The sequence below is a fragment of the Streptomyces sp. NBC_00096 genome, from assembly GCF_045041305.1.
In the GTDB taxonomy this organism is placed as follows: domain Bacteria; phylum Actinomycetota; class Actinomycetes; order Streptomycetales; family Streptomycetaceae; genus Streptomyces.
This window is the reverse complement of record NZ_CP108221.1, coordinates 1,758,852-1,779,751: the sequence shown is the minus strand read 5'-3', so window position 1 is coordinate 1,779,751 and position 20,900 is coordinate 1,758,852. Positions and strand designations below refer to the sequence as shown.

Below are 20,900 nucleotides of genomic sequence, written 5' to 3'. Positions count from 1 at the left end.
GTGACTGTCACCGAACTGCTGTCGTACGAGGACGCCCTCGCGTCGTACGACCCCGTCATGGGCCTCGAGGTCCACGTCGAGCTCGGCACGAAGACCAAGATGTTCTGCGGCTGCTCGACCGAGCTGGGCGCCGAGCCCAACTCGCAGACCTGCCCGGTCTGTCTGGGCCTGCCCGGCGCGCTGCCCGTCGTCAACGAGATCGGCATCGAGTCCGCCATCAAGATCGGTCTCGCGCTCAACTGCGAGATCGCCGAGTGGTGCCGCTTCGCCCGGAAGAACTACTTCTATCCGGACATGCCGAAGAACTTCCAGACCTCCCAGTACGACGAGCCGATCGCCTTCAACGGCTTCCTCGACGTCCAGCTGGAGGACGGCGAGATCTTCCGCGTGGAGATCGAGCGCGCCCACATGGAGGAGGACACCGGCAAGTCGCTGCACGTCGGCGGCGCCACCGGCCGCATCCACGGCGCGTCCCACTCCCTGCTGGACTACAACCGCGCCGGCATCCCCCTCATCGAGATCGTCACCAAGCCGATCGAGGGCGCGGGCGTACGGGCCCCCGAGGTCGCCAAGGCGTACGTCGCCGAGCTGCGCGAGGTCATCAAGGCCCTCGGCGTCTCCGAGGCCCGCATGGACAAGGGCCAGATGCGCTGCGACGTCAACCTGTCGCTGCGCCCCACCCCCGAGTCCGAGTTCGGCACCCGCAGCGAGACGAAGAACGTCAACTCGCTGCGCTCCGTCGAGCGCGCCGCCCGCTTCGAGATCCAGCGCCACGCGGCGGTGCTCTCCTCCGGCGGCTCGATCGTGCAGGAGACCCGGCACTTCCACGAGGAGGACGGCTCCACCACGGCCGGCCGCATCAAGGACAACGCCGAGGACTACCGGTACTTCCCGGAGCCCGACCTGGTCCCCATCGCCCCGGCCCGCACCTGGGTCGAGGAGCTGCGCTCCGGTCTGCCCGAGATGCCGCGCGTGCGCCGCAACCGCCTCCTCGAAGAGTGGGGCGTCACCGAGCACGACATGCAGTCGATCCTCAACGCGGGCGCGGTGGACTCCATCGTCGCCACCATCGAGGCCGGCGCGGACTCGACGGCCGCCCGCAAGTGGTGGATGGGCGAGCTGGCGCGCAACGCCAACGAGCAGGGCGTCGTCGTCGACGAGCTGCCCATCACCCCCGTCCAGGTCGCGCGCGTCGCGGCCCTGGTGGCGGCCGGTGAGCTCAACGACAAGCTGGCCCGCCAGGTCCTCGAGGGCGTCCTCGCCGGCGAGGGCACCCCGGACGAGGTCGTCGAGAAGCGCGGCCTGAAGGTCGTCTCGGACGAGGGCGCGCTCGGCGCGGCCGTGGACGAGGCCATCGCGGGCAACGCGGGCATCGCCGACAAGATCCGCGGCGGCAAGATCGCCGCCGTCGGCGCGCTGGTCGGAGCGGTCATGAAGACCACCCGCGGCCAGGCCGACGCGGCACGCGTCAAGGAGCTCATCCTGGAGCGCCTGGGCGTCTCCGAGTAGTCGGCGCGGTCGCTCCCGCGCGTGCGCGGGTACGTACACGACGGCCCCGCACCGGTTCTCCGGTGCGGGGCCGTTCGCCGTTCAGCGCGTCAGCTGCGGGCCGGCGATGACCACCTTGCCCATGTCGCAGCCCGCGTCCACCTTGAGGCGCAGCCGCAGGGCGCCGCTCACCTCCACCCGCTTGGTGATGGGTTTGCCCAGCGCCACCAGCTCGGAGAAGGCGGCGGGCTGGCCGTCGAGCGTGATGGTGACCCGGCCCTTCTCGTTGACGGAACCGTCGTCGATACCGGCGGTGAAGTCCAGGTACTTCCACTCCCGGTTCAGGTCGAACTCCGCGATCGCGTCACCGTTGCAGCCCAGGTCGGCGATGAACGCCGCACCGTACTGCTTGGTGTTGATCTTCGCCGCCCCGACGGTGAACTCGCCCAGTCCCGATACGGGGTTGATCACGGTCAGATCGGCGGCGTTGACCCCCGGAGCCACCCCTGACGCGGGCTGCGAACCCGTCGCCGTGGGCTGGGTCGTCGGGTCATCGGACACGGCCGCGGACGCGGACGGGCTGGGTGTCGGGGTGGGGGTCGGGCTCTCGGGGGCCGGGGAGGACGAGCCCGCCTTGTCCCCGCCGGCCGCGGTGTTCGAGCCGGCGGCGTCCTTCTTGTCCCCGAGCAGCCTTACGCCGACCACCGCACCGGCCGCCACCACCAGCACGGCGAGCACCGCCCCGAGCACCAGCCCGGTACGCCGCTTCCTGCGCGGGGGCGGGGCCGTGGGCAGCGGCTCCGTGGGGGACACGGCCGCGGGCGCGGGACCGTACCCCTGCGGCACGCTCGCCTGCGGCGGCGGGGTGAACACCGGTTCGGTGGGTGGCGGGGTGTACACGGGTTGCGGCGGGGGCGCCGCCGGGAGCACCGGGGAGGCCACCGGGGGCGTCGGCCGCTGCTGCGGCGGCGGGGCCACGGGCTTGGGCGGGGCCGCCACCGGGACCGGGGGCACGTCCTGCACCACCCGCTGCGAGGTGGACGTGGTGGTGGACACCACCGCGCGGCGGATGTCCTTCATCCAGCCCGCCAGGTTCACCGGACGCTTCAGCGGATCGGAGGCGAAGACGGAGGCGATCCGGGCCCGCTGCTCCGCGTCCAGCACCGCGAACTGCGGCAGCCGCACGAGGGACTGCGCCAGCAGTTCCGGAGTCGCGGGCGGCGATTCCCCGCTCAGCAGGAAGTACGCGATGGCCCCGAAGGCGTACCGGTCCGCACCCGGGGTCCGCTTCCCGTCGAAGACCTCGGGAGCCGCGTAGCCCGGGGTGAACCACACCTCGGCCGTCTGGTGGTCGGCGGTCAGCTTGCTGAGGCCGAAGTCCACCAGGGTCGCCTGCCCGTGGGCGTCGACCATGACGTTTCCCGGAGACAGGTCACCGTGGATGACCTGGCGCCCCGACGGGGTGGCCTTCCCCGAATGCAGCCAGTCCAGCACGTCGGCCAGCTGCTCCAGCGTGCGCATCACCTCGCGCCGCTCGCCGGCGGTGGAGAGCGTCCGCTCGGCCCGCCAGTCCCGCAGGTCGAGCCCGTCGACGTGGTTCATGACCAGGACGAGGGCCCGCCCGGTCAGCGTCCCGGATTCCCCGGGCCGGTGGATCGGCGGCCCCTCGAAGTGTTCCCGTACACCCACGACGCCCGGCCGGTGGACGAAGCGCAGCAGCTCGGCCTGTTCGTTCCACTTCTGGCTGATGCGGTCGAACACGTCCGGGGTGATCGTGGTCTTGGAGTCGAGCACCTTCACGACCACGGGCTCGGACCCACCCGCGAGCTCTATCTCCGCGAGGTAGAGCACGGCCTCACCGCCGCGCCCGATGGACCGGAGCAGTCGGTAGCGGTCTGCCGCCGCGTCCGGACCGATGTGCAGATTCTGGCTGGTCAATTTCCCCCCAGCGCCGAGTATTTGAGTGGGGATCAGCTTCCCGGCGCGGGAGGTGGATGGTCAAGCGGAGGCGGTCACGAATGCGTCCCAGGCTGCGGGGGCCACGGTCGGGACGGGGCCTTCGGCGACCTTGGAATCGCGCACGTGTACGGCGGCGGCGTGGGCGGCCCGACCGGTGTACTGCCCGGTGCCCGGTGGGCCGAACTGCCCACCGGGCGGCGCCGGTCAGCGGATCTGCGGCACGGCTCCCGACACGTCGAGGGTGAGCAGCCGGGCCTGCTTGGCCGGGAGGTGGACCTCGGGCAGGTCGATCTCCGGGAGCTCCACCTCCGGGCCGAGCGCGAAACCGGTCCGCTGGAGCCGGGCTATGGCCTTCTCGTTGCGGGCGTCGGGCTCGGCCACGACACGGCGGACCGACGGGTCGGACAGGAGGTAGGCCAGGAAGACGTTCAACAGGGCTGCGGTGAAGCCCTGTTCGGCGCCGCCGCGGTCCGGGCCGATCAGCAGGTGCACGCCGATGTCCCCGGGCTGGACCTCGTAGCACTCGCTGACCCGGTCCTCCGCGCAGTCGTACGTCTGGAACAGCGCGACCGGCTGCCCCTCGCGCCGCGCGAGGTACGCGTGGTGGGTGGTGCGGCGGTCCACGTCCTCGTAGATCTCCTGCACCAGCTCGCGGCTGGCTCCGCCCATGCCCCAGAAGGAGGCCCGCTCCTCGGTGACCCAGGCGTGGACCAGCACGGAGTCGACGGCCGGGTCGAGGGGGGTCAGGGTGACGGTGCCGAAGCCCTCGACGACATGGGTGTGCACGGGCTGCCGCGTGGTGACGGGGGCGGCGGTGTCGGGGACGGCGGTGTCGGGGGCGGCGGTGCCGGGGGAGCTGGTCATTCGGATTCCTTGGTGAGGCGGGACCAGTCGGTGACGACCGGGACGAGTTCGCAACGAGCCCAGAGCGGGAGCTGGTCGCGGTGGTGCGGGCTGCCGGTGACCCCGTCCGCGCCGAGCGGGACCGCCCAGAGGCTGTCCTCGCGGCGGGCCAGGTCCCAGACGTATCGGGCCGCAGAGGCGCGGGCGGTGAGGTCGGTGTAACCGGGGACGGTGGAGGTGGCGTTGACGCAGTCGTGGTCGCCGCCGAGCCCCGGCCACTCGGCGTCCGGATCCGGCAGCGCGGACCAGGGGGCCAGCCGGTGGACCTCCGACCAGGGCGTGTCGGGCCCGCCCGCGGCCGCCGTCTCCTCCAGCGCGGCCCGGACGTGCCCGGCCCGGTCCAGCGCGGGCAGGAGGGAGGTGGTGAGCAGCCCCTCCAGGGCGTAGCCGATGCGGGGGAGCAGGTACAGCCAGGGGTGGAACACCTCCGGGCCGGCCGGGGCGTCGGCGAGGCCGGCGAAGACCGGATCGGCGGCGAAGCGGCGTACGGTCGCCGCCCGGAAGGCCGAGAACACGGTGGCGTCGGTGCTGCCCGCGTCCATGTGCCGGTCCCAGCCGAGCAGCCGGGCCCGCAGCGCACCGGCGGCGGGGGAGAGGTCCTCGAACGCGGGGAGCAGGGCGAGCAGCGGCGCGGCGGAGGCCAGGTGCGTGTCCGCGTGTACGTCGGCCATCGCCTTCGGGGTCCAGTCCGCCGAGCCGGACAGCAGCTCGCGGATGCGGTTGGCGCGGTGCGGGGGCGCGAACTCCACGCCGAGCGGCGAGGCGATCCCGCGCGCGTTCGCCATCACGGCGAAGCCCTGCACCGGTTCGGCGGGGGTCTCCGCCCAGCCCTGCCAGGCGTGGCGGGCGTCCGTGGCGGGGACGGGGCGCAGCCGGTTCTCGGGGTCGCGCAGCGGGACGGCTCCGGCGACGCGGTGCAGCAGGCCGCCCTCGGTGTCGGCGGCGTGGACCACGTTGACGGGCTCGGCCCAGCCGTCGAGCGCGGCGTCGATGTCGGCGACGGTGCGGGCCCGCAGGAGCGCGGGGAGGGCGGCGAAGCCCAGGTCGCGGCGGACTCGGGGCGGGTAGCGCAGGGAGAGGGTCTGGGCGTTGCCGCCCGTGGGGCCCGCTTCGTCCTCCGCTCGGATGATCACCGGGCCGCGCGCGGTCTCCAGTACCTCCACCTCGACCGGGTCCGCTCCGGCGACCGTGATCGTCTCGGTGTGGCGGGCGACGGGCTCCCAGACGCCGTCGGGGCCCAGGGCCTCGGTCCGGCCGTCCTCCAGGTGGCGCAACTGCTCGGAGTACAGGTCCTGATAGTCGGCCATGGCGTTGGTGATGGCCCAGGCGGCGGTGCCGGTGTGCCCGAAGTGGGCGAGGCCGGGGACACCGGGAACGGCGAGGCCGAGTACGTCGTACTCCGGGCAGGCGAGACGTATCTGCTGGTACACGCCCGGGTCCTCGATGAACCGGTGCGGGTCGCCCGCGATGATCGCCGCGCCCGTCGCGGTCCGGTCGCCCGGCACCAGCCAGCCGTTGCTGCCGGCGGTGCCGGGGCCGTCGGTGGCGAACAGGGTGGCGGCCTCGTCGCCGAGGGCGTGGGCCGCGCGCTCGCGCCACAGCTTGGTGGCGAAGCCGGCGAAGAGGATGTGGGTCGAGATCCAGATGGCGAGGGGGACCCAGGGCTCCCAGGGCTCGGGGGCGTGCCCGAAGCGCTCGTCGCGGGCGGCCCCGGCGGCGAGCCCGTCGTTGACCCCGCCGACGTAGGCGCGGACCCAGGCGGAGGTTTCCGGGTCGAGTGCCTCGTAGCAGCGGCGCGCGGTGTCGGCGAGGCGGCTCCGGCGGGCGAAGCGGTCCCAGGCGACGGAGTCGGGGCCGAGGAGGGAGGCGCTCGCGCCCTCGGCGCGCAGGCGTTCCACCTCCAGCTGCCAGGCGCGGTCGAGGGCTGTGGTGCGGCCCTGGGCGTAGGAGAGACGGAGCGGATCCGAGGCGCGGAGGTGCGGTATGCCCCAACTGTCCCGGTAGAGCTCGGTGTCCTCGTACCTGCCGTGACCCTCGTACCTGCCGTGACCCTCGGACCTGCCGTGACCCTGGTACCTGTCGTGACCCTCGGACCTGTCGTGGTCCGCGTACTCGTCGTCCGTGCTGCTCACAAGGCTCACACTCTCCACACTCTTCCCCAAGTGCATTTAGGTTAGGCTGCCCTAACTATAAGGGGAAGGTAGGGATGCAATGAGCGTCGCGAGCGGGGCGGGGAAGACGGCCAAGGGCTGGGAGGGCGTCGTCCTCAAACTCATGCGGGCCAAGGACTTCACGTTCACGGTCACCGGGGCCGAACAGGTCACCGAGCACTTCCGGCGCGTACACCTGTCGGACGGCGGACTGCTCGCGGCGGCGGGGGAGTCGCTGCACCCGACGATGTGGGTCCGGCTCTGGTTCGCGGCGGCCGACGGCAAACCGCACCAGCGGGCCTACACACTGGTCGACCCGGACCCGGCCGCCGGCACCTTCTCGCTGGAGTTCGCCCTGCACGACGGGGTCGCGAGCGACTGGGCGCGGAGCGCGGCCGCGGGCGACACCATCGAGGCGACCATCCAGGGGACGGGCTTCACGACCCCGGAGCCGGCACCCGAGCGGCTCCTGGTGATAGGCGACCCGGCTTCGCTGCCCGCGATCAACTCCCTGCTGGACGCCTTCCCGGACACCCCGGCGACGGTCTGGTTCGAGACCCAGCACGCGGCGGACGCCGCACTGCCCCTACGAGTGCACGCGGACCGCCACGACGTACGCCGGGTCGAGCGGGGCGCGGGCGGAGGCACGGCGCTGACCGAGCGCGTCCGCGCCGAACTCCCGCCCCTCCTCGGGGAGGCGGGGTCGGCGTACGTCTGGCTGGCCTGCGACACCACCACCACCCGCACCCTGACGGGCTGGCTCCGCAAGGACCTGGCGATCCCGAAGGGGCGGGTCAACGGGCTGGGGTACTGGCGGCCTTGAGGGCTTGGCCTGGGGGTGGGTGTGGGTGCGGGCCGGGCATCGGGTGCGCGGGCGTCGGGTGCTCGGGCGTCGGGTGCTCGCGCCTTAGGCGCCCGTGACGCCGTCGACGGCCTCGCGGAGGAAGTCCGCGTGGCCGTTGTGGCGGGCGTACTCGTGGATCATGTGCAGCATGAGCATGCGGAGCGAGGCGTCCTCCTCCCACTTCTCGACGTGCGCCGTCACGTCGAGGGACTCGGCGGCCTCCTCCACCGCGCGCGAGTGCTCGACCTCCGCCTCCCAGGCCGCGAAGGCCTCGGCGCGGGTCGAGCCGGAGACGTCGTAGGCGGCCTGGAAGTCGTGCTTGTCCGACCACAGGTGCGGGACGTCCGCCCCGCCCAGGGTGCGGCGGAACCAGTGCCGCTCGACCTCCGCCATGTGCCGGACCAGCCCGAGCAGGGACAGGGTGGAGGGCGGGGACGACTGCCGGCGCAGCTCCTCGTCGGTGAGTCCGTCGCACTTCCAGGCGAGGGTGGCCCGGTGGAAGTCGAGGTACGCGCGGAGCATTTCGCGCTCGCCCCCGGTGAGGGGCGGGCCGATGCGGGGTGTGGGTTCTGTTCCTGTTGCAGCCATGGCAACGATCTTGCCCCGTTGATCCCGGGGGTGGAAGGCGTTCGGCCCGGCCCGGCGTGCATCTTTTGTTCTTAAACTGAACATATGCCGCCGAGTCGTCCCCATATAGCCCATAGGATCCACAAGTTCCTGCGGGGTGGGGGTGGGGCTGTGCTGCGGGTTGGGCGGGGGCGTTGACAGGGTCCGGTGGGAGCCCGGCAGTCCAGTGTCCTTTCGGTGCGGGCCGGTCCCTCAAGGGCGCTCCTTCGTCGCGTCGCTTCGCGATGGCCTTCGGCCACCCTTGACCGACCGACCCACCCCGAAACGCCACAAGACTTCCGGGTTCCCCCCGGGGAACGGCCGGGAGGGACGGATGCGGAGGAGCGGCCGCATCAGGGATGTCCATGCCCACTGCGGCCGGTGCGATCTGGACCGTCGAACGGTCAGGACCGGCCAGCTGGAGGGTACGGCTGCCCGGGACAGTCAGAACACCCAGGGCCGGGCGGTCGGACACCCTTCCCGAGACTTCGCACGGCCAACCCGACCGTAAGGACGACCACCACCCCCTCGCAGGGTCGGTGGGCGCATCAGATCGCTACACACTCCCACTCGGCTAAGCGACTAACGACCGTCCGTGGGCGATGGGGGTGATGGGGGTGATGGGGGCGGTCAATGGGATCAAGATCAAGATCGCGCCTGAGGCTGTCCGTCTTGGGTTGTGGACAGGCTTTGACCTCACGAATCACTTAGGTAAGCCTTACCTTGCCTGAATCGCACTCGCGATGATCCTGCCTTCGGAGCTCATTCTCATGTCGTCCACTGCCGCTGATCTGCCTTCCCGCCCTGTCCGCCTGTACGACTCCTGGTGGACGGTGGTGGCAGCTGGGCTTGGGGCGATGATCGTTCTGACGGTCGGTCTATGGGTGTCCGTTCACGTGGAAACCGACCCGGCGCTGCACACGGCCGCGCTGTTCGCCCACCTCGCGTCGCTCGTCGTCGGCTTCGGCGCGGTTCTGACCGCTGACTACTACGGTCTCCTGTGGGCCATGGGGCGTTGCTCGCTCACCGAGGTGGTCGGTGCCACCTCCAGGCTCCACATACCCATCTGGGCCGGACTCGGGGGTCTCGTCGTGAGCGGGATGATGCTGGCACCCAATCTCGACTCGCCGCTCACCCTCGCGAAGCTCGGGCTGGTCGCCCTCCTCACCCTCAACGGCCTCCAGGCCGGCCTCCTCGGTCACCGCCTCACGACCGCACCCGCCGTCACCCCCCGCCTGCTGCTGTGGGGCGGAGCCACCGCCGTCATCTCCCAGCTCTGCTGGTGGGGCGCAGTAACCATCGGCTTCCTCAACACCAATTCCTGACCCGCCCCGTCCTGCACCCTGTCCGCCAAGGCCACCTGGTGACGGTCTTCTCGTCCTCAGACTCCGAGAACTGATCGTTTCGATTCCTCGGCCACGGAAGGTCGTTAGTCGCTTAGCCGAGTGGGAGTGTGTAGCGATCCGACGCGCCCACCGACCCTGCGAAGGGGTGGTGGTCGTCCTTACGCTCATGGCGGCCGTGTCGAAGTCTCGGGAAGGGTGTCCGACCGCCCGGTCCTGGATGCTCTGACCGTCCCGGGCGTCCATTCCCTCCCCCTTCTGCGGTGCTGACAGGTGACGGGTGCGGATCGCACCGGCCGGAGGGGGGATGGGCATCCCTGATGCGGCCGCTCCTCCGTATCCGTCCCTCCCGGCCGTTCCTCGGGGGGATCCCGGAAGTCTTGTGGCGTTTCGGGGTGGGTCGGTCGGTCAAGGGTGGCCGAAGGCCATCGCGAAGCGACGCGAACGAAGTGAGCGCCCTTGACGGGCCGGCCCGCACCGAAAGGACACTGGACTGCCGGGCTCCCACCGGACCCTGTCGAAGTCACCGCCCAACCCACCCCCCACCCCACCCACCCCCCACCCCCTACCCCTCCCAAACCCAAGGCACCGTCACCCCCAGGACTTCGAAGCCAAGCCGTTGCAGGATCGGGCGGCTGTCCTCCGAGGCGTCGACCTGGAGGTAGGGGATGCCCCGCTCCGCCGCGATGCGGGCGCGGTGGGCGACCAGGAGGCGGTAGATGCCGCGGCCCCGCCACTCCGGGACCGTGCCGCCGCCCCACAGGCCCGCGAAGGGGGTCCCCGGGCGCATCTCCATCCGGGCCGCGCTGACCGGGGTGTCGCCCGCCATCGCGACGACCGCTTCGATGGTGTCCGGCTCGTCCCTCAGCAGGTTCAGCATCAGCTCCCTGATGCGCGGCCGGTCCGAGCCGAAGGCGCGGCGGTGGGCCTCCATCATCAGGTCAACGCCCTCCTCATCGGTCACCACCCGCAACGTGATGCCTTCCGGCGGCTCCACCGACAGGGCGGCGAGGTCCGCCGCGCGCCCCACCAGCAGCGTCTCCGCGGGCTCCGCCACGAAGCCCGCCGTGCGCAGCCGCTCGCCCAGGTCGGCGGGGCGGTCGTAGTCGTAGAGCTTCCATTCGAACTCCGCGTCGGGGACCTCGCCCCGTGCTGCCAGTTCCGTGAAGAACTGCACCTGCTCCGTGATCGCCGCGTCCGCCGTGCTCTCGTCGAGGTCGGACCAGAGCACCGTGCTCCCGCCGGCTCCGGGCACGATCTGCCGTACGACCGGTCCCACCCGTTCCACACGCGCGTCACTGGTGTCGGGCTGGGCGTTGCGGCGCATCGCGGAGTCGAACTCGGCGCGCACCTTCAGCAGGGCATCTCGATCCGTCGTCATCCGGCCAGCTCACCAGCCGCCGACCACTCCGACAACTGCATTAACCTCACCCCGGTGAGCGACCCCACGCACCCCGTGCACCCCGATTCCCCCCGCCCCACCCACCCGTCACCCCACCCCTCCCCCCACCCCTCCATCCACACCGGCAAGGCCACCCCCGACGCCGCGCTCGACCGGGGCTGGCTGCTGGGGCACTTCAAGGAGCCCGGCGACCCCCGCCACAGCGAGGACGTGGAGATCAAGTGGGGCGTCCACCCCAAGGGTGACGAGCGGGCGCAGTGGGTGCGCGGCGAATCGCGTACGGCGTTGCAGGTGCTGATCAGCGGACGGTTCCGGCTGGAGTTCCCCGGCCGCAGCGTCGTCCTCGCCGAGCAGGGGGACTACGTCGTGTGGGGGCGCGGTGTCGACCATTCCTGGTACGCGGAGGAGGACTCGGTGGTGCTCACCGTGCGCTGGCCCTCGCTGCCGGGTTACCGGGCCGACGGCCCTGATGACCAGTCCGGCCGGACCTCCGTTCCGAAGTCCGTGTGACCATGGTCCCGCACCTGTCCGGCAGCCTGTGACGATGCCCACGAAGGCCGCCAACGATCACGGAACGCTGAGATCGTGAAGGTGTAGACCACTAGTTACAAGACGTGCAGTTACAAGGCGTGCAGTTACAAGACGTGTAGTTACAAGACGTGTAGTTACAAGACGTGTAGTTACAAGACGACGTGCAGTTACAAGACGTGTAGTTACAAGACGTTCAGCCATTCAGTGTTCAAGCGTTCTTTGCGACGGGCCGTCCCCCGGTGAAGATCCGAACCACCAGGGAGCTCGTCCGTTGGCAGCCATCGCACGCTGGTGCATGCGACACCGACTCGTTGCCGTCTTGATCTGGCTCCTCGCGTTCCTCGGGACCGCCGCGGCCGCCGTCGGTGCCGGAGCGGCGTTCTCCAACGACTACGAGGTCCCCGGGACCGAGTCCAGCAAGGCGCACGCCCTGCTCCGCGAGGGCTTCCACGGTCAGGGTGGCGACACCGACACCATCGTGTGGCGGGCCCCCGACCACCAGAGCGTCCGTACGCCCGCCGTCGAGCAGCGCATGACGCGGGCGCTGGACTCGATAGCCCGGCTGCCCGGCGTCGGATCGGTGGCCGGTCCCTACGGTTCCGAACCCGGGGCCGCCGCCCGGATCAGCTCCGACGGGCGCACCGCCTACGCCGTGGTCACCTTCGACCGGCAGGCCGACTCCGTGCCCAAGGGCGAGGCCAAGGCCGTCGTCGACGCCGCGAAGAACCCGGAGACCCAGGCCGACGGCCTCCGGGTCGAGCTCGGCGGCCGCGCCATCGGTCTCACCGAAGCCCCCAGTGCGCACCTCGCCGAGGTCATCGGCGTGGCCATCGCCGCCGTGGTGCTGTTCCTGGCCTTCGGGTCGCTGGCCGCCAGCCTGCTGCCCATCGCGACGGCCCTGGTCAGCGTGGGCACCGCCTACTTCGGCATCACCCTCCTCGGGCACGCGATGCCGGTCGCCGACTTCGCCCCGATGCTCGGCACGCTCGTGGGCCTCGGCGTCGGCATCGACTACGCGCTGTTCATCGTCACCCGCCACCGCAAGGGACTCCAGCGCGGGCTCGCGGTCGCGGAGGCCGCCGAGAACGCCGTCGCCACCACCGGCCGGGCCGTCGTCTTCGCCGGGGCCACCGTCTGCATCGCGCTGCTCGGCATGCTGGTGCTGCGGCTGAACTTCCTTAATGGCGTCGCGATCGCAGCCTCCCTCACCGTGGTGCTGACCGTCGCCGCCTCGGTGACGCTGCTGCCCGCCCTCCTCTCGTACATCGGTCCGCGCGCGCTCTCCCGCCGCGAGCGGCGCAGGCTGGCGGACGAGGGTCCGCGGGCCGGGTCGGTCACCGGCTTCGCCGCCCGCTGGTCGGCCTTCGTCGAGCGTCACCCGAAGCTGCTGGGGCTGCTCGCCACGGTGGTCATGGTGGTGCTGGCGCTGCCCACGTTCTCCCTCCACCTCGGCACCTCCGACCAGGGCAACAATCCGGCCACCGCCACCACCCGCAAGGCCTACGACCTGCTCGCGGAGGGCTTCGGCCCGGGGATGAACGGCCCGCTGACCGTGGTCGCGCGCCTCGGCGGCGCCGGTGACCGGGTCGCCGTGGACGGGCTGGCCGAGTCGCTCCGTACGACCGCGGGCGTGGCCTCCGCCGGGCCGGCGGTCTTCAACCGGAGCGGGGACACCGCCGTCATCACCGTGGTGCCGGACTCCTCGCCGCAGTCCCGGGACACGAGCGCGCTGGTCGGCACCTTGCGCGAGGACGTCATCCCGCGCGCCGCGCACGGCAACACCATGCAGGCCCACGTCGGCGGGGTGACCGCCGGGTACGACGACTTCGCCGAGGTCATCGTCGGCAAACTGCCGCTGTTCGTCGGGGTGGTCATCGCCCTGGGCTGCGTGCTCCTGCTGCTGGCCTTCCGCTCCATCGGCATCCCGGTCAAGGCGGCCGCCATGAACGTCGCCGCCGTCGCCTCCTCCTTCGGCGTCGTCGTCGCGGTCTTCCAGTGGGGCTGGGGCAGCGAACCGCTGGGCCTGGGCAGCGCGGGACCGATCGAACCCTTCCTGCCGGTGATCATGGTCTCGGTGCTCTTCGGACTGTCCATGGACTACCAGGTCTTCCTCGTGAGCCGGATGTACGAGGAGTGGCTGGAGACCGGGGACAACAAGAGGGCCGTGCGCGTCGGCCTCGCCGAGACCAGCCGGGTGATCAACTCGGCGGCCGTCATCATGATCTCCGTCTTCCTGGCCTTCGTACTCAGCGGCGACCGGCTCATCGCCATGTTCGGCATCGCGCTGGCCGTGGCCGTCGCCCTCGACGCCTTCGTCCTGCGGACCCTCCTCGTCCCGGCCCTGATGTACATGCTCGGCGGAGCCAACTGGTGGCTGCCGGCCTGGCTGGACCGCAGGCTGCCGAAGATCAGCATCGAGCCCCCGGAGTGCCGCCCGCATGCGAAACTTCCCCTGCAGCGGCCCGGCACGGACCCCGCCACGAGCGAGGACGGAGCCGAGCCCGCCACCAGCCCCCGGTGACCAGGCCACCCGCCGCCACACACCCAAGGAAGAACGCGCATGTTCTCGATAGACCTCGCCGACGACGCCCAGATGTTCCCCCTGGAAGCCCGGCACGCGGAGGAGTTCTTCGCGCACATCGAACGCGGACGCGAGTTCATCGGCCAGTACGTCGGCTTCCCGGACCGGTCCTCCGACCTCGAGTCCGCCCGCGCGCTGCTGGCCAAGTACGCGCTCACCGCGGGGGAGGACGGCGCCCGGTTCTTCGGGATCCGGCTCGACGGCACCCTCGTGGGCGGTGTGCTCTTCCCGGCGTTCGACGCCCAGAGCGGCAACTGCGAGATCGGCTGCTGGCTGGAGCCCGCCGCGGCCGGCCGCGGCCTGGTCACCAAGGCCTGCAACGTCCTGATCGACTACGCCTTCGGCGAGCGCGGCATGCACCGCGTCGAATGGCACGCCGCCACCGGAAACAAGAAGAGCCTCGCCGTCGCCGAGCGCCTCGGCATGACCCGCGAAGGCGTCATGCGCCAGAACCACCTGCACCGCGGAGTCCGCCAGGACACCGAGATCTGGGCGATCCTCGCCCACGAGTGGTCCCCGGCGCAGGCGCCGTCCGCGTAAGCGCACCCCGGTCGCGCACACCCCGCCCCCGTCTCCGCCCCGCTCCGTATCCGCCGCGGACTAGGCCGGACGCGGGGCAGTGGTGACGGTCCGGCCGGATTCTCAGGAACCTCTCAGAAAAGCCGCCTACGGTGCCCCGCATGGACACCACGAAGACCGCCGACACGACCGCTCCCGAGGCGGACTCCCCGGCCGACCTGACCAAGGCCACCGACGAGACGGCCACCCCGGTCGCCGCGGACAACGCTGCCACCGAGGAGCTCCTCGACGAGGAGCTCGACGCCGACCTCGACGGCGAGCTCGACTCGTCGGACGACGAGCAGCAGAACAGTGGTGTCGCCGCCGGAGCCTCCGCCATCGTCGCCGCCGGTCTCGGCCTGATCGCCCTCAGCGGTAGCTGGACCTCGCGCGTCCTGGCCGAGCGCGAGACGCTCAAGGGCCAGATCAGCTCGGCCAACGCCACCAGCACCGAGGCCAAGATCGAGGCCCTGTACGGCAACGCCTGGCACATGACCGCCCTGGTCAACGGTGTGCTGTCGACGATCGCGCTGCTCATCGCCGTGTTCGTGCTGGCCCGCCCGGCCTTCGGCGCCCCCGGCCGCACCCTCCCGACCTGGGTCCGCTCCGTGTCCTGGGCCGCCGTGGTCGTCGCCGCCATCGGCCTGATCGCCTTCGCCTTCATGTACGTCCTCTCCCTCCCCGTGGCCCCCAGCGCCGCGTAACACCGCGACCGGCGGTCGCAGCGCGGACACCAAGTGGAGGGTGACACCACCGGTTCGACCGGTGGTGCCACCCTCCTGTGCGTCCCTGACCAGGGACCGAGGTGTCGAGACGGGCCGCCACCTTGAGTTCACCGTCACCACCGGCATTCGGCCCCTGGGCTGATCGGCTACCTGGGATCGTCGGTCATGGGGCTCATTCTCAGTACGGGCAGTACTGGGCGGTCCGCGGGTTCGGGACGCAGGTGACGTCGTCAAAGGCGTCCGCGAAACCGATCGCGAAGACGAACAGGCTGACCGCGAGGACGGCGAGCGCGAGAACCAGACTCGTGCGGGCCGCGCCGCGCAGGGTCCGCACCACCGGAGCCGGCCCGGAGAGAAGGGCATCGGCTCTGCCGTTTCGCTCGGAGAGGGCTGTCAGCACCGGGCGGACCCGTGCCTCGAAGAGCTGCTCCGGTCCGGCTCCGACGGTTCCGGCCCTGTGGAACAGGTAGTCCGCCGCCTCCGACGCGAACTCGCCCGCCTTGGCCGCGGAGGAGGCCGCCGCCCTGGCCGCGTGGACGGCCACCCCGCCCATGGTGAGCACGCCCAGGACGATCGGGATCACGAAGCTTCCCGTCGCCTGGCCCGCTTTGGCCGTAGCGGTCATCGCGGCGGTCGCCGCGGTTCCGAGAGCCCCGACCCACAGGGGCCAGGTGGTCCCGAGGACGGCCAGCCGACGCGCCCCGCCTAGGCCGATCGCCGCCGCCCGGTACCCCGCCTAGGCACTGCCTTAGGCCACCTCAGGCTCCTTAGGCCCGGGCCTAAGGCACCCCGGCCCGTACAGATGCGGCATGCTCCCGATGTGCCGGTACCCCCTGGGAAGCGATTCTTGGATCACACCGAACGAGGTGCCCGAGAAACACCACCAGGGAGTACGAGATGTTCCAGTACGAGATCGCCACCGCCCGCCACGACGACCTCATCCGCGAGGCCGACGCGTACCGCCTGGTCCAGGAGGCGAAGAAGAGCCGTCGCCTCTTCTCCCGGAACCAGGAACCGGAGGGGTCGGTGAGAGGGCACCGCAGCCGCTTCGCCCGAGCCGCGTAACCCCCACACGCAACCGTGTGAACCGGCACGTGATGAGAAGCGCACCAATAACAAGTGCCGATGACCAGGGCCTCTGTGCGATGCTCGGCGGCGTGGAAACCAGATCTGTCAGCCCGGTGTTCGTCGGCCGAGCCGACGAACTGGCCGTACTCACCGACGCCCTGACGCGCGCCGCCGGCCAGGAGCCGCAGGCACTGCTCATCGGGGGCGAGGCCGGGGTCGGAAAGACCCGCCTCACCGAGGAGTTCCTCTGCGAGGCCGACCGCCGCGGCGCGGTCGTCGCCGTCGGCGGTTGTGTGGAGATCGGGGCGGAGGGACTTCCCTTCGCCCCGTTCTCGACCGCCCTGCGCACCCTGCACCGCCTGCTCCCCGCCGAACTGGCCGCCGCGGCCGTCGGCCAGGAAGACGAACTCGCCCGCATCCTCCCCGAACTCGGCGAGACCCCGCGCGGCCCGCACGACGAGGAGAGCACCGCCCGGCTCTTCGAGCTGACGGCCCGGATGCTCGAGCGGCTCGCCGCCGACCGCACCGTCGTCCTCGTCCTGGAAGACCTCCACTGGGCGGACGCCTCCACCCGGCACCTGCTCTCGTACCTCCTGCGCGCCCTGGGCAGCGGCCGGCTCGTGGTGGTCGCCACCTACCGCGCCGACGACGTGCACCGCCGCCACCCGCTGCGCCCGCTCCTCGCCGAACTCGACCGGCTGCGCACCGTCCAGCGCATCGAACTGCCGCGCTTCAACCGGGCCGAGGTGCGCCGCCAGCTCGCCGGCATCCTCGCCTCGCAGCCCGACGAGGACTTCGTCGAATCGGTCTTCGACCGCTCCGACGGCAACGCCTTCTTCGTCGAGGAACTCGTCGCCTCCCGCGCCAGCGGCTGTGTCACCGGCCTCACCGAATCCCTGCGCGACCTCCTCCTCGTGCGCGTCGAAGTCCTCCCGGACGCCGCGCAGCGCGTCGTGCGCATCGTCGCCGAGGGCGGCTCCACGGTGGAGTACGAACTGCTGCGCGCCGTCACCCGGCTCACCGAGGACGAACTGATCGAGGCCCTGCGGTCGGCGGTCGGCGCCAACATCCTCATCGCCACCTCCGACGGCGACGGCTACCGCTTCCGCCACTCCCTGGTCCGCGAAGCCGTCTCCGACGACCTGCTGCCCGGCGAGCGCGCCCGGGTCAACCGCCGCTACGCCGAGGCGCTGGAGGAGGACGACTCGCTGATCCGCACCGAGGAGCGGACCATCCGGCTCGCCACCTACTGGTACCACGCCAACGACGCGGTCAAGGCGCTGCCCGCCGTACTCGCCGCCTCGGTGGCCGCCCGGCGCCGGCACGCCTACTCCGAGCAGCTGCGGCTGCTGGAACGGGCCATGGAACTGTGGGAGGCCGTACCGGAGGAAGTGCGCGGCGCGCTGCGCCCGGCGGACTACACCGAGGTGTACCCGCCCTGCGGCTGCGACCCGGCGACCACCCCGCTGCAACGCCTCGACCTGCTGGCCGAAGCCACCGTCGCGGCCCGCTTCGGCGGTGAGCGCGAGCGCGCCCTGAAGCTCACCAAGACGGCCCTGCGGACGCTGGACGACGGTCACGACCCGCTGCGCGCCGCCTGGTTCTGGACGGAACGATCCCGGCTGATCACCGCCCTCGCCCGCGGCGACGGCTGGGCGGAGCTGGCCAGGGCCCAGGAACTCGTCCGCGGGCTGCCCCCGTCCCAGGTGCACGCCGACGTCCTGGTCCGGGCCGCGAGCTGGGGCATGCTCCACCAGCCCGGCCCCGACAACCTGGTCGCCGCCGAACGCGCCGTGGAGTACGCGCGGATGGTCGGAGCCGAGGACACGGAACTCAACGCCCGGATCACCGTCGGCAGCCTGCTCGTCGACTGTGGCGAATCCGAGCGCGGCCTCGCCGAGATGTACGCCGTCAAGGACCGGGCCGCCGAACTCGGACTCGGCATGCTGGCGGGACGTGCTCATATCAACCTGACCTCTCATCTGGAAAGCATGGGCCGGTCCCGCGAAGCCGTGGAACTGGCGGAACAAGGTGTCGCACTGGCCAAGAAGTTCCATCTGATGGACTCCGAGGCCTGGGTGCGCGGGAACATGGCGGAGAGCCTCTACAGCCTCGGCCGGTGGGACGAGTCCGCGACGGAGGCCCGGCGCGGCCTGGCCCTCGTCAGCAGCGCCGCTCCGCGCGCCGCCGCCGCCGCACGGCTGTCCTACCTGGCCCTGGCCCGCGGCGAACTCGCCGAGGCCGCCACCCAGCTCGCCGCCGCCCGCGCCCACTTCGGCTCCCACAACGGCCAGCCCCAGCACCGGATCCCGCTGTTCCGCCTCGCGATCGGGGTGGCCGCGGGGGAGGGCCGGATAGCCGACGTCCGCACCGAAGTGACCACGGCCGTCGACTACGGCTTCCCGCTCGGCAACCACCGCTACGCCTGGCCGCTGCTGCTCGCCGCCGCCTCGGCCGAAGCCGACGCCCGGGGCCTGCCGGTCGCCGAGGCCGGCCGGGAGGAAGCGCTGACGGTGCTGCGCACCGCCGCCCGGGCCCTGGCCACCCCGGTCCCGGTGTGGAGCGCCCACTCCGAGTACCTCAGGGCGGAGCTGCTGCGGGCCGAAGCCCGGGACACCGTCGCCGACTGGACGGCCGTGGAAGGGGCCGTACGCCCGCTGGAGCGCCCGTACCTGCTGGCCAGGGCCCGGCACCGGCTCGTGGAGGCCCTGCTGGCGGGCGGCGGCGACCGCGAGGCCGCAACCGGTCTGCTCCACCAGGCGCACGCCACCGCCGAGCGGCTCGGCGCCCGCCGGCTCCGGGAGGACCTGGCCCTGCTCGCGCAGCGCGCCCGGCTCCCGCTCACCCCCCTGGACACCCCCAAGGCCCTGCCGGCGCCGGACACCGACCCGGTGGAGGCGCTGGGCCTGACCAGCCGTGAACGGGACGTGCTGCGCCTGGTCGCGGTGGGGCACACCAACCGCCAGATCGCCGAGGAGCTCTTCATCTCCCCGAAGACGGCCAGCGTGCACGTCTCCAACATCCTGGCGAAGCTCGGCGTCGCGGGCCGCGGTGAGGCCGCCGCCCTGGCCCACCGGCTGCGGCTCTTCGGATCAGGCTCCCCGAAGGCCGTCCGGACGGGTTAGGCCATCCTGGGCCGTCCTGGCCGTCCTGGCCGTCCTGGCCGTCCTGGGCGCCCTGGGCCGTCCTGGCCGTCCTAGGCCGTCGGGTGGTCCTTGGGGCGTATGAGCACCCGGCCGGACTCCAGGTCTATCGGACCCTTTCCCGGGTCGCCGTCATTCACGTCGATCCGGGAAAGCTCCAGCCGCTTCTTCTCGTCGTCCGTGTGCTTGCGTCCGGGGCTGAAGAGCTCCTCGATCATGTTGAACATCGTGCCCACCGTGCCTTTCGTCCCCCGGTCCGGGGCCCGCCGGTCATCGCACTGTCAGTGTCAGGATCCTGTCGTCGCCGGCTTCCGGCGACCCGCGCCCGTCCGTCTCGCTCGTGACCAGCAGCAATCTGTCCCCACCGAGGGCCACCACGGTGCGCAGTCGGCCGTACTCACCCTGCAGGAAGGCCTCGGGCTCCGCCACCGGCTCCGCCCCGGCCAGCGGAATCCGCCAGAGCCGCTCTCCCTTCAGCCCCGCCATCCAGACCGAGCCCGCGGCCCAGGCGATCCCGCTCGGTGAGGCCTCGTCGGTCTTCCACACCGCCACCGGATCGCGCAGCCCCGGCTTTCCGGCCTTGCCCTCCGCCTCCGGCCAGCCGTAGTTCCCGCCGGGCTCGATCAGATTCAGCTCGTCCCAGGTGTTCTGGCCGAACTCGGCCGCCCACAGTCGCTTGTCCTTGTCCCAGGCCAGGCCCTGCACATTGCGGTGCCCATAGGAATAGACGACCGAATCGGCCTCGGGATTCCCGTGCACCGGCTGCCCGTCCGGGGTCATCCGCAGGATCTTCCCGCCCAGCGACTTCTTGTCCTGGGCCAGCCCGGTCTCCCCGGTCTCTCCCGTCCCGGCGTAGAGCATCTTGTCCGGGCCGAAGGCGATGCGCCCGCCGTTGTGGATCAGGCCCTTGGGGATCCCCCTGAACACCGTGTCGGGCGCGCCCAGTTGATCACCAGCCGTTCTCTTCTCGTCATAGCGCAGCCGGGCGATGCGGTTGTCGGACTCGGTCGTGAAGTACGCGTAGACCATGCGGTCCGAGGCGAAGGAGGGGGACAGCGCCAGCCCCAGCAGCCCGCCCTCGCCGCCCGGGGCCACCCCGGGCACCTTGCCGACCGGGGTCACCGTGCCCGTGCCCACGTCGACCCGGCTGATCGTCCCCTTGTCCCGCGAGGCGACCAGCAGGTTCCCGTCGGGCAGCGGAGCCACCCCCCACGGGGCCTCCAGGTCCTTGGCGACCACCCCGGTCACCGTCACCTGGCCCTTGGCCGGCGGCCCGGAGGCCGACGGGGAGGCGGACGGCCCGCCGGAAGCCCCCGGTGGTGGCGGGCTGGACGCCGGGCCCGGTGGTGATCCGCCCGGCCGGGCCGCCGCGCCGCCCGGCGGCGAGCACCCCGCCGCCAGCAGCGCCCCGCACCCCGCCAGGGCGAACGCCGCCAGCACTCCACGGGTCCGGGCGCGCGGGCCGACGTACGACATCGGTACCCGTGCCCGCCCCCGCTCCTGGCCCTGGCCCTGTTCCGGCCCGGGCCCCTGCGCCCGGCCCCGTGCCCCGCCCCGGCCCCGCCCCTGCCCCTGCTCGTGTCCGTGTCCGTATCGCAT

General features: G+C 71.9%; 18 protein-coding genes. 9 read left to right on the top strand and 9 right to left on the bottom strand.

The genetic code is table 11. The features are described from left to right. Entirely contained in the window at positions 1-1,509 is a 1,509-nt protein-coding gene (gatB, locus tag OG904_RS07375; RefSeq protein WP_405488562.1) for an Asp-tRNA(Asn)/Glu-tRNA(Gln) amidotransferase subunit GatB, read from the top strand. A gap of 81 nt (positions 1,510-1,590) precedes the next feature. Here gatB and OG904_RS07370 read toward each other — a convergent pair whose 3' ends face one another. The 4 genes from OG904_RS07370 to OG904_RS07355 all read right to left on the bottom strand — a co-directional run bounded on the left by OG904_RS07370 (position 1,591) and on the right by OG904_RS07355 (position 6,335). Further along, entirely contained in the window at positions 1,591-3,426 is a 1,836-nt protein-coding gene (locus tag OG904_RS07370; protein WP_405488560.1) for a protein kinase domain-containing protein, read from the bottom strand. Positions 3,427-3,486: 60 nt separating this feature from the next. Continuing rightward, a complete protein-coding gene (locus OG904_RS07365; RefSeq protein ID WP_405497841.1) occupies positions 3,487-3,570 on the bottom strand; it encodes a DUF397 domain-containing protein in 84 nt (27 codons plus the stop codon). Between the two features lie 81 nt (positions 3,571-3,651). Beyond that, positions 3,652-4,311 carry a GNAT family N-acetyltransferase gene (locus OG904_RS07360; protein ID WP_405488558.1) on the bottom strand — a complete coding sequence of 220 codons (660 nt, stop codon included), beginning with the start codon at positions 4,309-4,311 and terminating at the stop codon, positions 3,652-3,654. Then, complete coding sequence (locus tag OG904_RS07355) at positions 4,308-6,335, bottom strand: penicillin acylase family protein (protein WP_405497839.1); 2,028 nt, start codon at positions 6,333-6,335, stop codon at positions 4,308-4,310. Before OG904_RS07355 ends, OG904_RS07360 begins: the two co-directional genes overlap by 4 nt. 226 nt (positions 6,336-6,561) lie before the next feature. On the opposite strand from OG904_RS07355, the gene OG904_RS07350 reads away from it, so the two are divergent. Beyond that, a complete protein-coding gene (locus tag OG904_RS07350) occupies positions 6,562-7,323 on the top strand; it encodes a siderophore-interacting protein (protein ID WP_405488556.1) in 762 nt (253 codons plus the stop codon). Positions 7,324-7,407: 84 nt separating this feature from the next. Here the strand turns inward: OG904_RS07350 and OG904_RS07345 are convergent, their stop codons facing one another. Beyond that, positions 7,408-7,932: a DinB family protein gene (locus OG904_RS07345; RefSeq protein ID WP_405488554.1), complete on the bottom strand. Its 525-nt coding sequence runs from the start codon at positions 7,930-7,932 to the stop codon at positions 7,408-7,410. Between the two features lie 902 nt (positions 7,933-8,834). Here OG904_RS07345 and OG904_RS07340 point away from each other — a divergent pair. Next, positions 8,835-9,275 (top strand): hypothetical protein, encoded by a 441-nt coding sequence (locus OG904_RS07340; protein WP_405488552.1) that lies wholly within the window; start codon positions 8,835-8,837, stop codon positions 9,273-9,275. A 583-nt stretch (positions 9,276-9,858) separates the two neighbouring features. On the opposite strand, the gene OG904_RS07335 is transcribed toward OG904_RS07340, so the two are convergent. Continuing rightward, a complete protein-coding gene (locus OG904_RS07335; protein WP_405488550.1) occupies positions 9,859-10,674 on the bottom strand; it encodes a GNAT family N-acetyltransferase in 816 nt (271 codons plus the stop codon). 135 nt (positions 10,675-10,809) lie between these two features. On the opposite strand from OG904_RS07335, the gene OG904_RS07330 reads away from it, so the two are divergent. The 4 genes from OG904_RS07330 to OG904_RS07315 all read left to right on the top strand — a co-directional run bounded on the left by OG904_RS07330 (position 10,810) and on the right by OG904_RS07315 (position 15,069). Next, positions 10,810-11,205 carry a signal peptidase I gene (locus OG904_RS07330; protein ID WP_405497837.1) on the top strand — a complete coding sequence of 132 codons (396 nt, stop codon included), beginning with the start codon at positions 10,810-10,812 and terminating at the stop codon, positions 11,203-11,205. Positions 11,206-11,497: 292 nt separating this feature from the next. After that, a complete protein-coding gene (locus OG904_RS07325; protein ID WP_405488548.1) occupies positions 11,498-13,747 on the top strand; it encodes an MMPL family transporter in 2,250 nt (749 codons plus the stop codon). 39 nt (positions 13,748-13,786) lie between these two features. Continuing rightward, on the top strand, positions 13,787-14,347 hold the full coding sequence (locus OG904_RS07320) for a GNAT family N-acetyltransferase (protein WP_405488546.1): 561 nt from the start codon (positions 13,787-13,789) through the stop codon (positions 14,345-14,347). A 140-nt stretch (positions 14,348-14,487) separates the two neighbouring features. Then, positions 14,488-15,069 (top strand): hypothetical protein, encoded by a 582-nt coding sequence (locus OG904_RS07315; RefSeq protein WP_405488544.1) that lies wholly within the window; start codon positions 14,488-14,490, stop codon positions 15,067-15,069. 199 nt (positions 15,070-15,268) lie between these two features. Here the strand turns inward: OG904_RS07315 and OG904_RS07310 are convergent, their stop codons facing one another. Continuing rightward, positions 15,269-15,673, bottom strand: a complete 405-nt coding sequence (locus OG904_RS07310) for a hypothetical protein (RefSeq protein ID WP_405488542.1) — start codon at positions 15,671-15,673, stop codon at positions 15,269-15,271. A 314-nt stretch (positions 15,674-15,987) separates the two neighbouring features. On the opposite strand from OG904_RS07310, the gene OG904_RS07305 reads away from it, so the two are divergent. Then, a complete protein-coding gene (locus OG904_RS07305; RefSeq protein WP_405488540.1) occupies positions 15,988-16,155 on the top strand; it encodes a hypothetical protein in 168 nt (55 codons plus the stop codon). Positions 16,156-16,235: 80 nt separating this feature from the next. Continuing rightward, complete coding sequence (locus OG904_RS07300) at positions 16,236-19,283, top strand: AAA family ATPase (RefSeq protein WP_405488538.1); 3,048 nt, start codon at positions 16,236-16,238, stop codon at positions 19,281-19,283. 71 nt (positions 19,284-19,354) lie between these two features. Here OG904_RS07300 and OG904_RS07295 read toward each other — a convergent pair whose 3' ends face one another. Both OG904_RS07295 and OG904_RS07290 read right to left on the bottom strand, forming a co-directional pair. Next, a complete protein-coding gene (locus tag OG904_RS07295; protein ID WP_405488536.1) occupies positions 19,355-19,528 on the bottom strand; it encodes a DUF6191 domain-containing protein in 174 nt (57 codons plus the stop codon). Between the two features lie 43 nt (positions 19,529-19,571). Next, positions 19,572-20,777: a PQQ-dependent sugar dehydrogenase gene (locus OG904_RS07290; RefSeq protein WP_405497835.1), complete on the bottom strand. Its 1,206-nt coding sequence runs from the start codon at positions 20,775-20,777 to the stop codon at positions 19,572-19,574. Between the last annotated feature and the right edge of the window lie 123 nt (positions 20,778-20,900).

Coding starts and splice junctions, on each gene's coding strand:
- OG904_RS07295 (WP_405488536.1), bottom strand. CDS start 19,528: ATGTTCAACATGATCGAGGAGCTCTTCAGCCCCGGACGCAAGCACACG.
- OG904_RS07290 (WP_405497835.1), bottom strand. CDS start 20,777: ATGTCGTACGTCGGCCCGCGCGCCCGGACCCGTGGAGTGCTGGCGGCG.
- OG904_RS07305 (WP_405488540.1), top strand. CDS start 15,988: ATGTTCCAGTACGAGATCGCCACCGCCCGCCACGACGACCTCATCCGC.
- OG904_RS07320 (WP_405488546.1), top strand. CDS start 13,787: ATGTTCTCGATAGACCTCGCCGACGACGCCCAGATGTTCCCCCTGGAA.
- OG904_RS07345 (WP_405488554.1), bottom strand. CDS start 7,932: ATGGCTGCAACAGGAACAGAACCCACACCCCGCATCGGCCCGCCCCTC.
- OG904_RS07360 (WP_405488558.1), bottom strand. CDS start 4,311: ATGACCAGCTCCCCCGGCACCGCCGCCCCCGACACCGCCGTCCCCGAC.
- OG904_RS07335 (WP_405488550.1), bottom strand. CDS start 10,674: ATGACGACGGATCGAGATGCCCTGCTGAAGGTGCGCGCCGAGTTCGAC.
- OG904_RS07315 (WP_405488544.1), top strand. CDS start 14,488: ATGGACACCACGAAGACCGCCGACACGACCGCTCCCGAGGCGGACTCC.
- OG904_RS07300 (WP_405488538.1), top strand. CDS start 16,236: ATGCTCGGCGGCGTGGAAACCAGATCTGTCAGCCCGGTGTTCGTCGGC.
- OG904_RS07350 (WP_405488556.1), top strand. CDS start 6,562: ATGAGCGTCGCGAGCGGGGCGGGGAAGACGGCCAAGGGCTGGGAGGGC.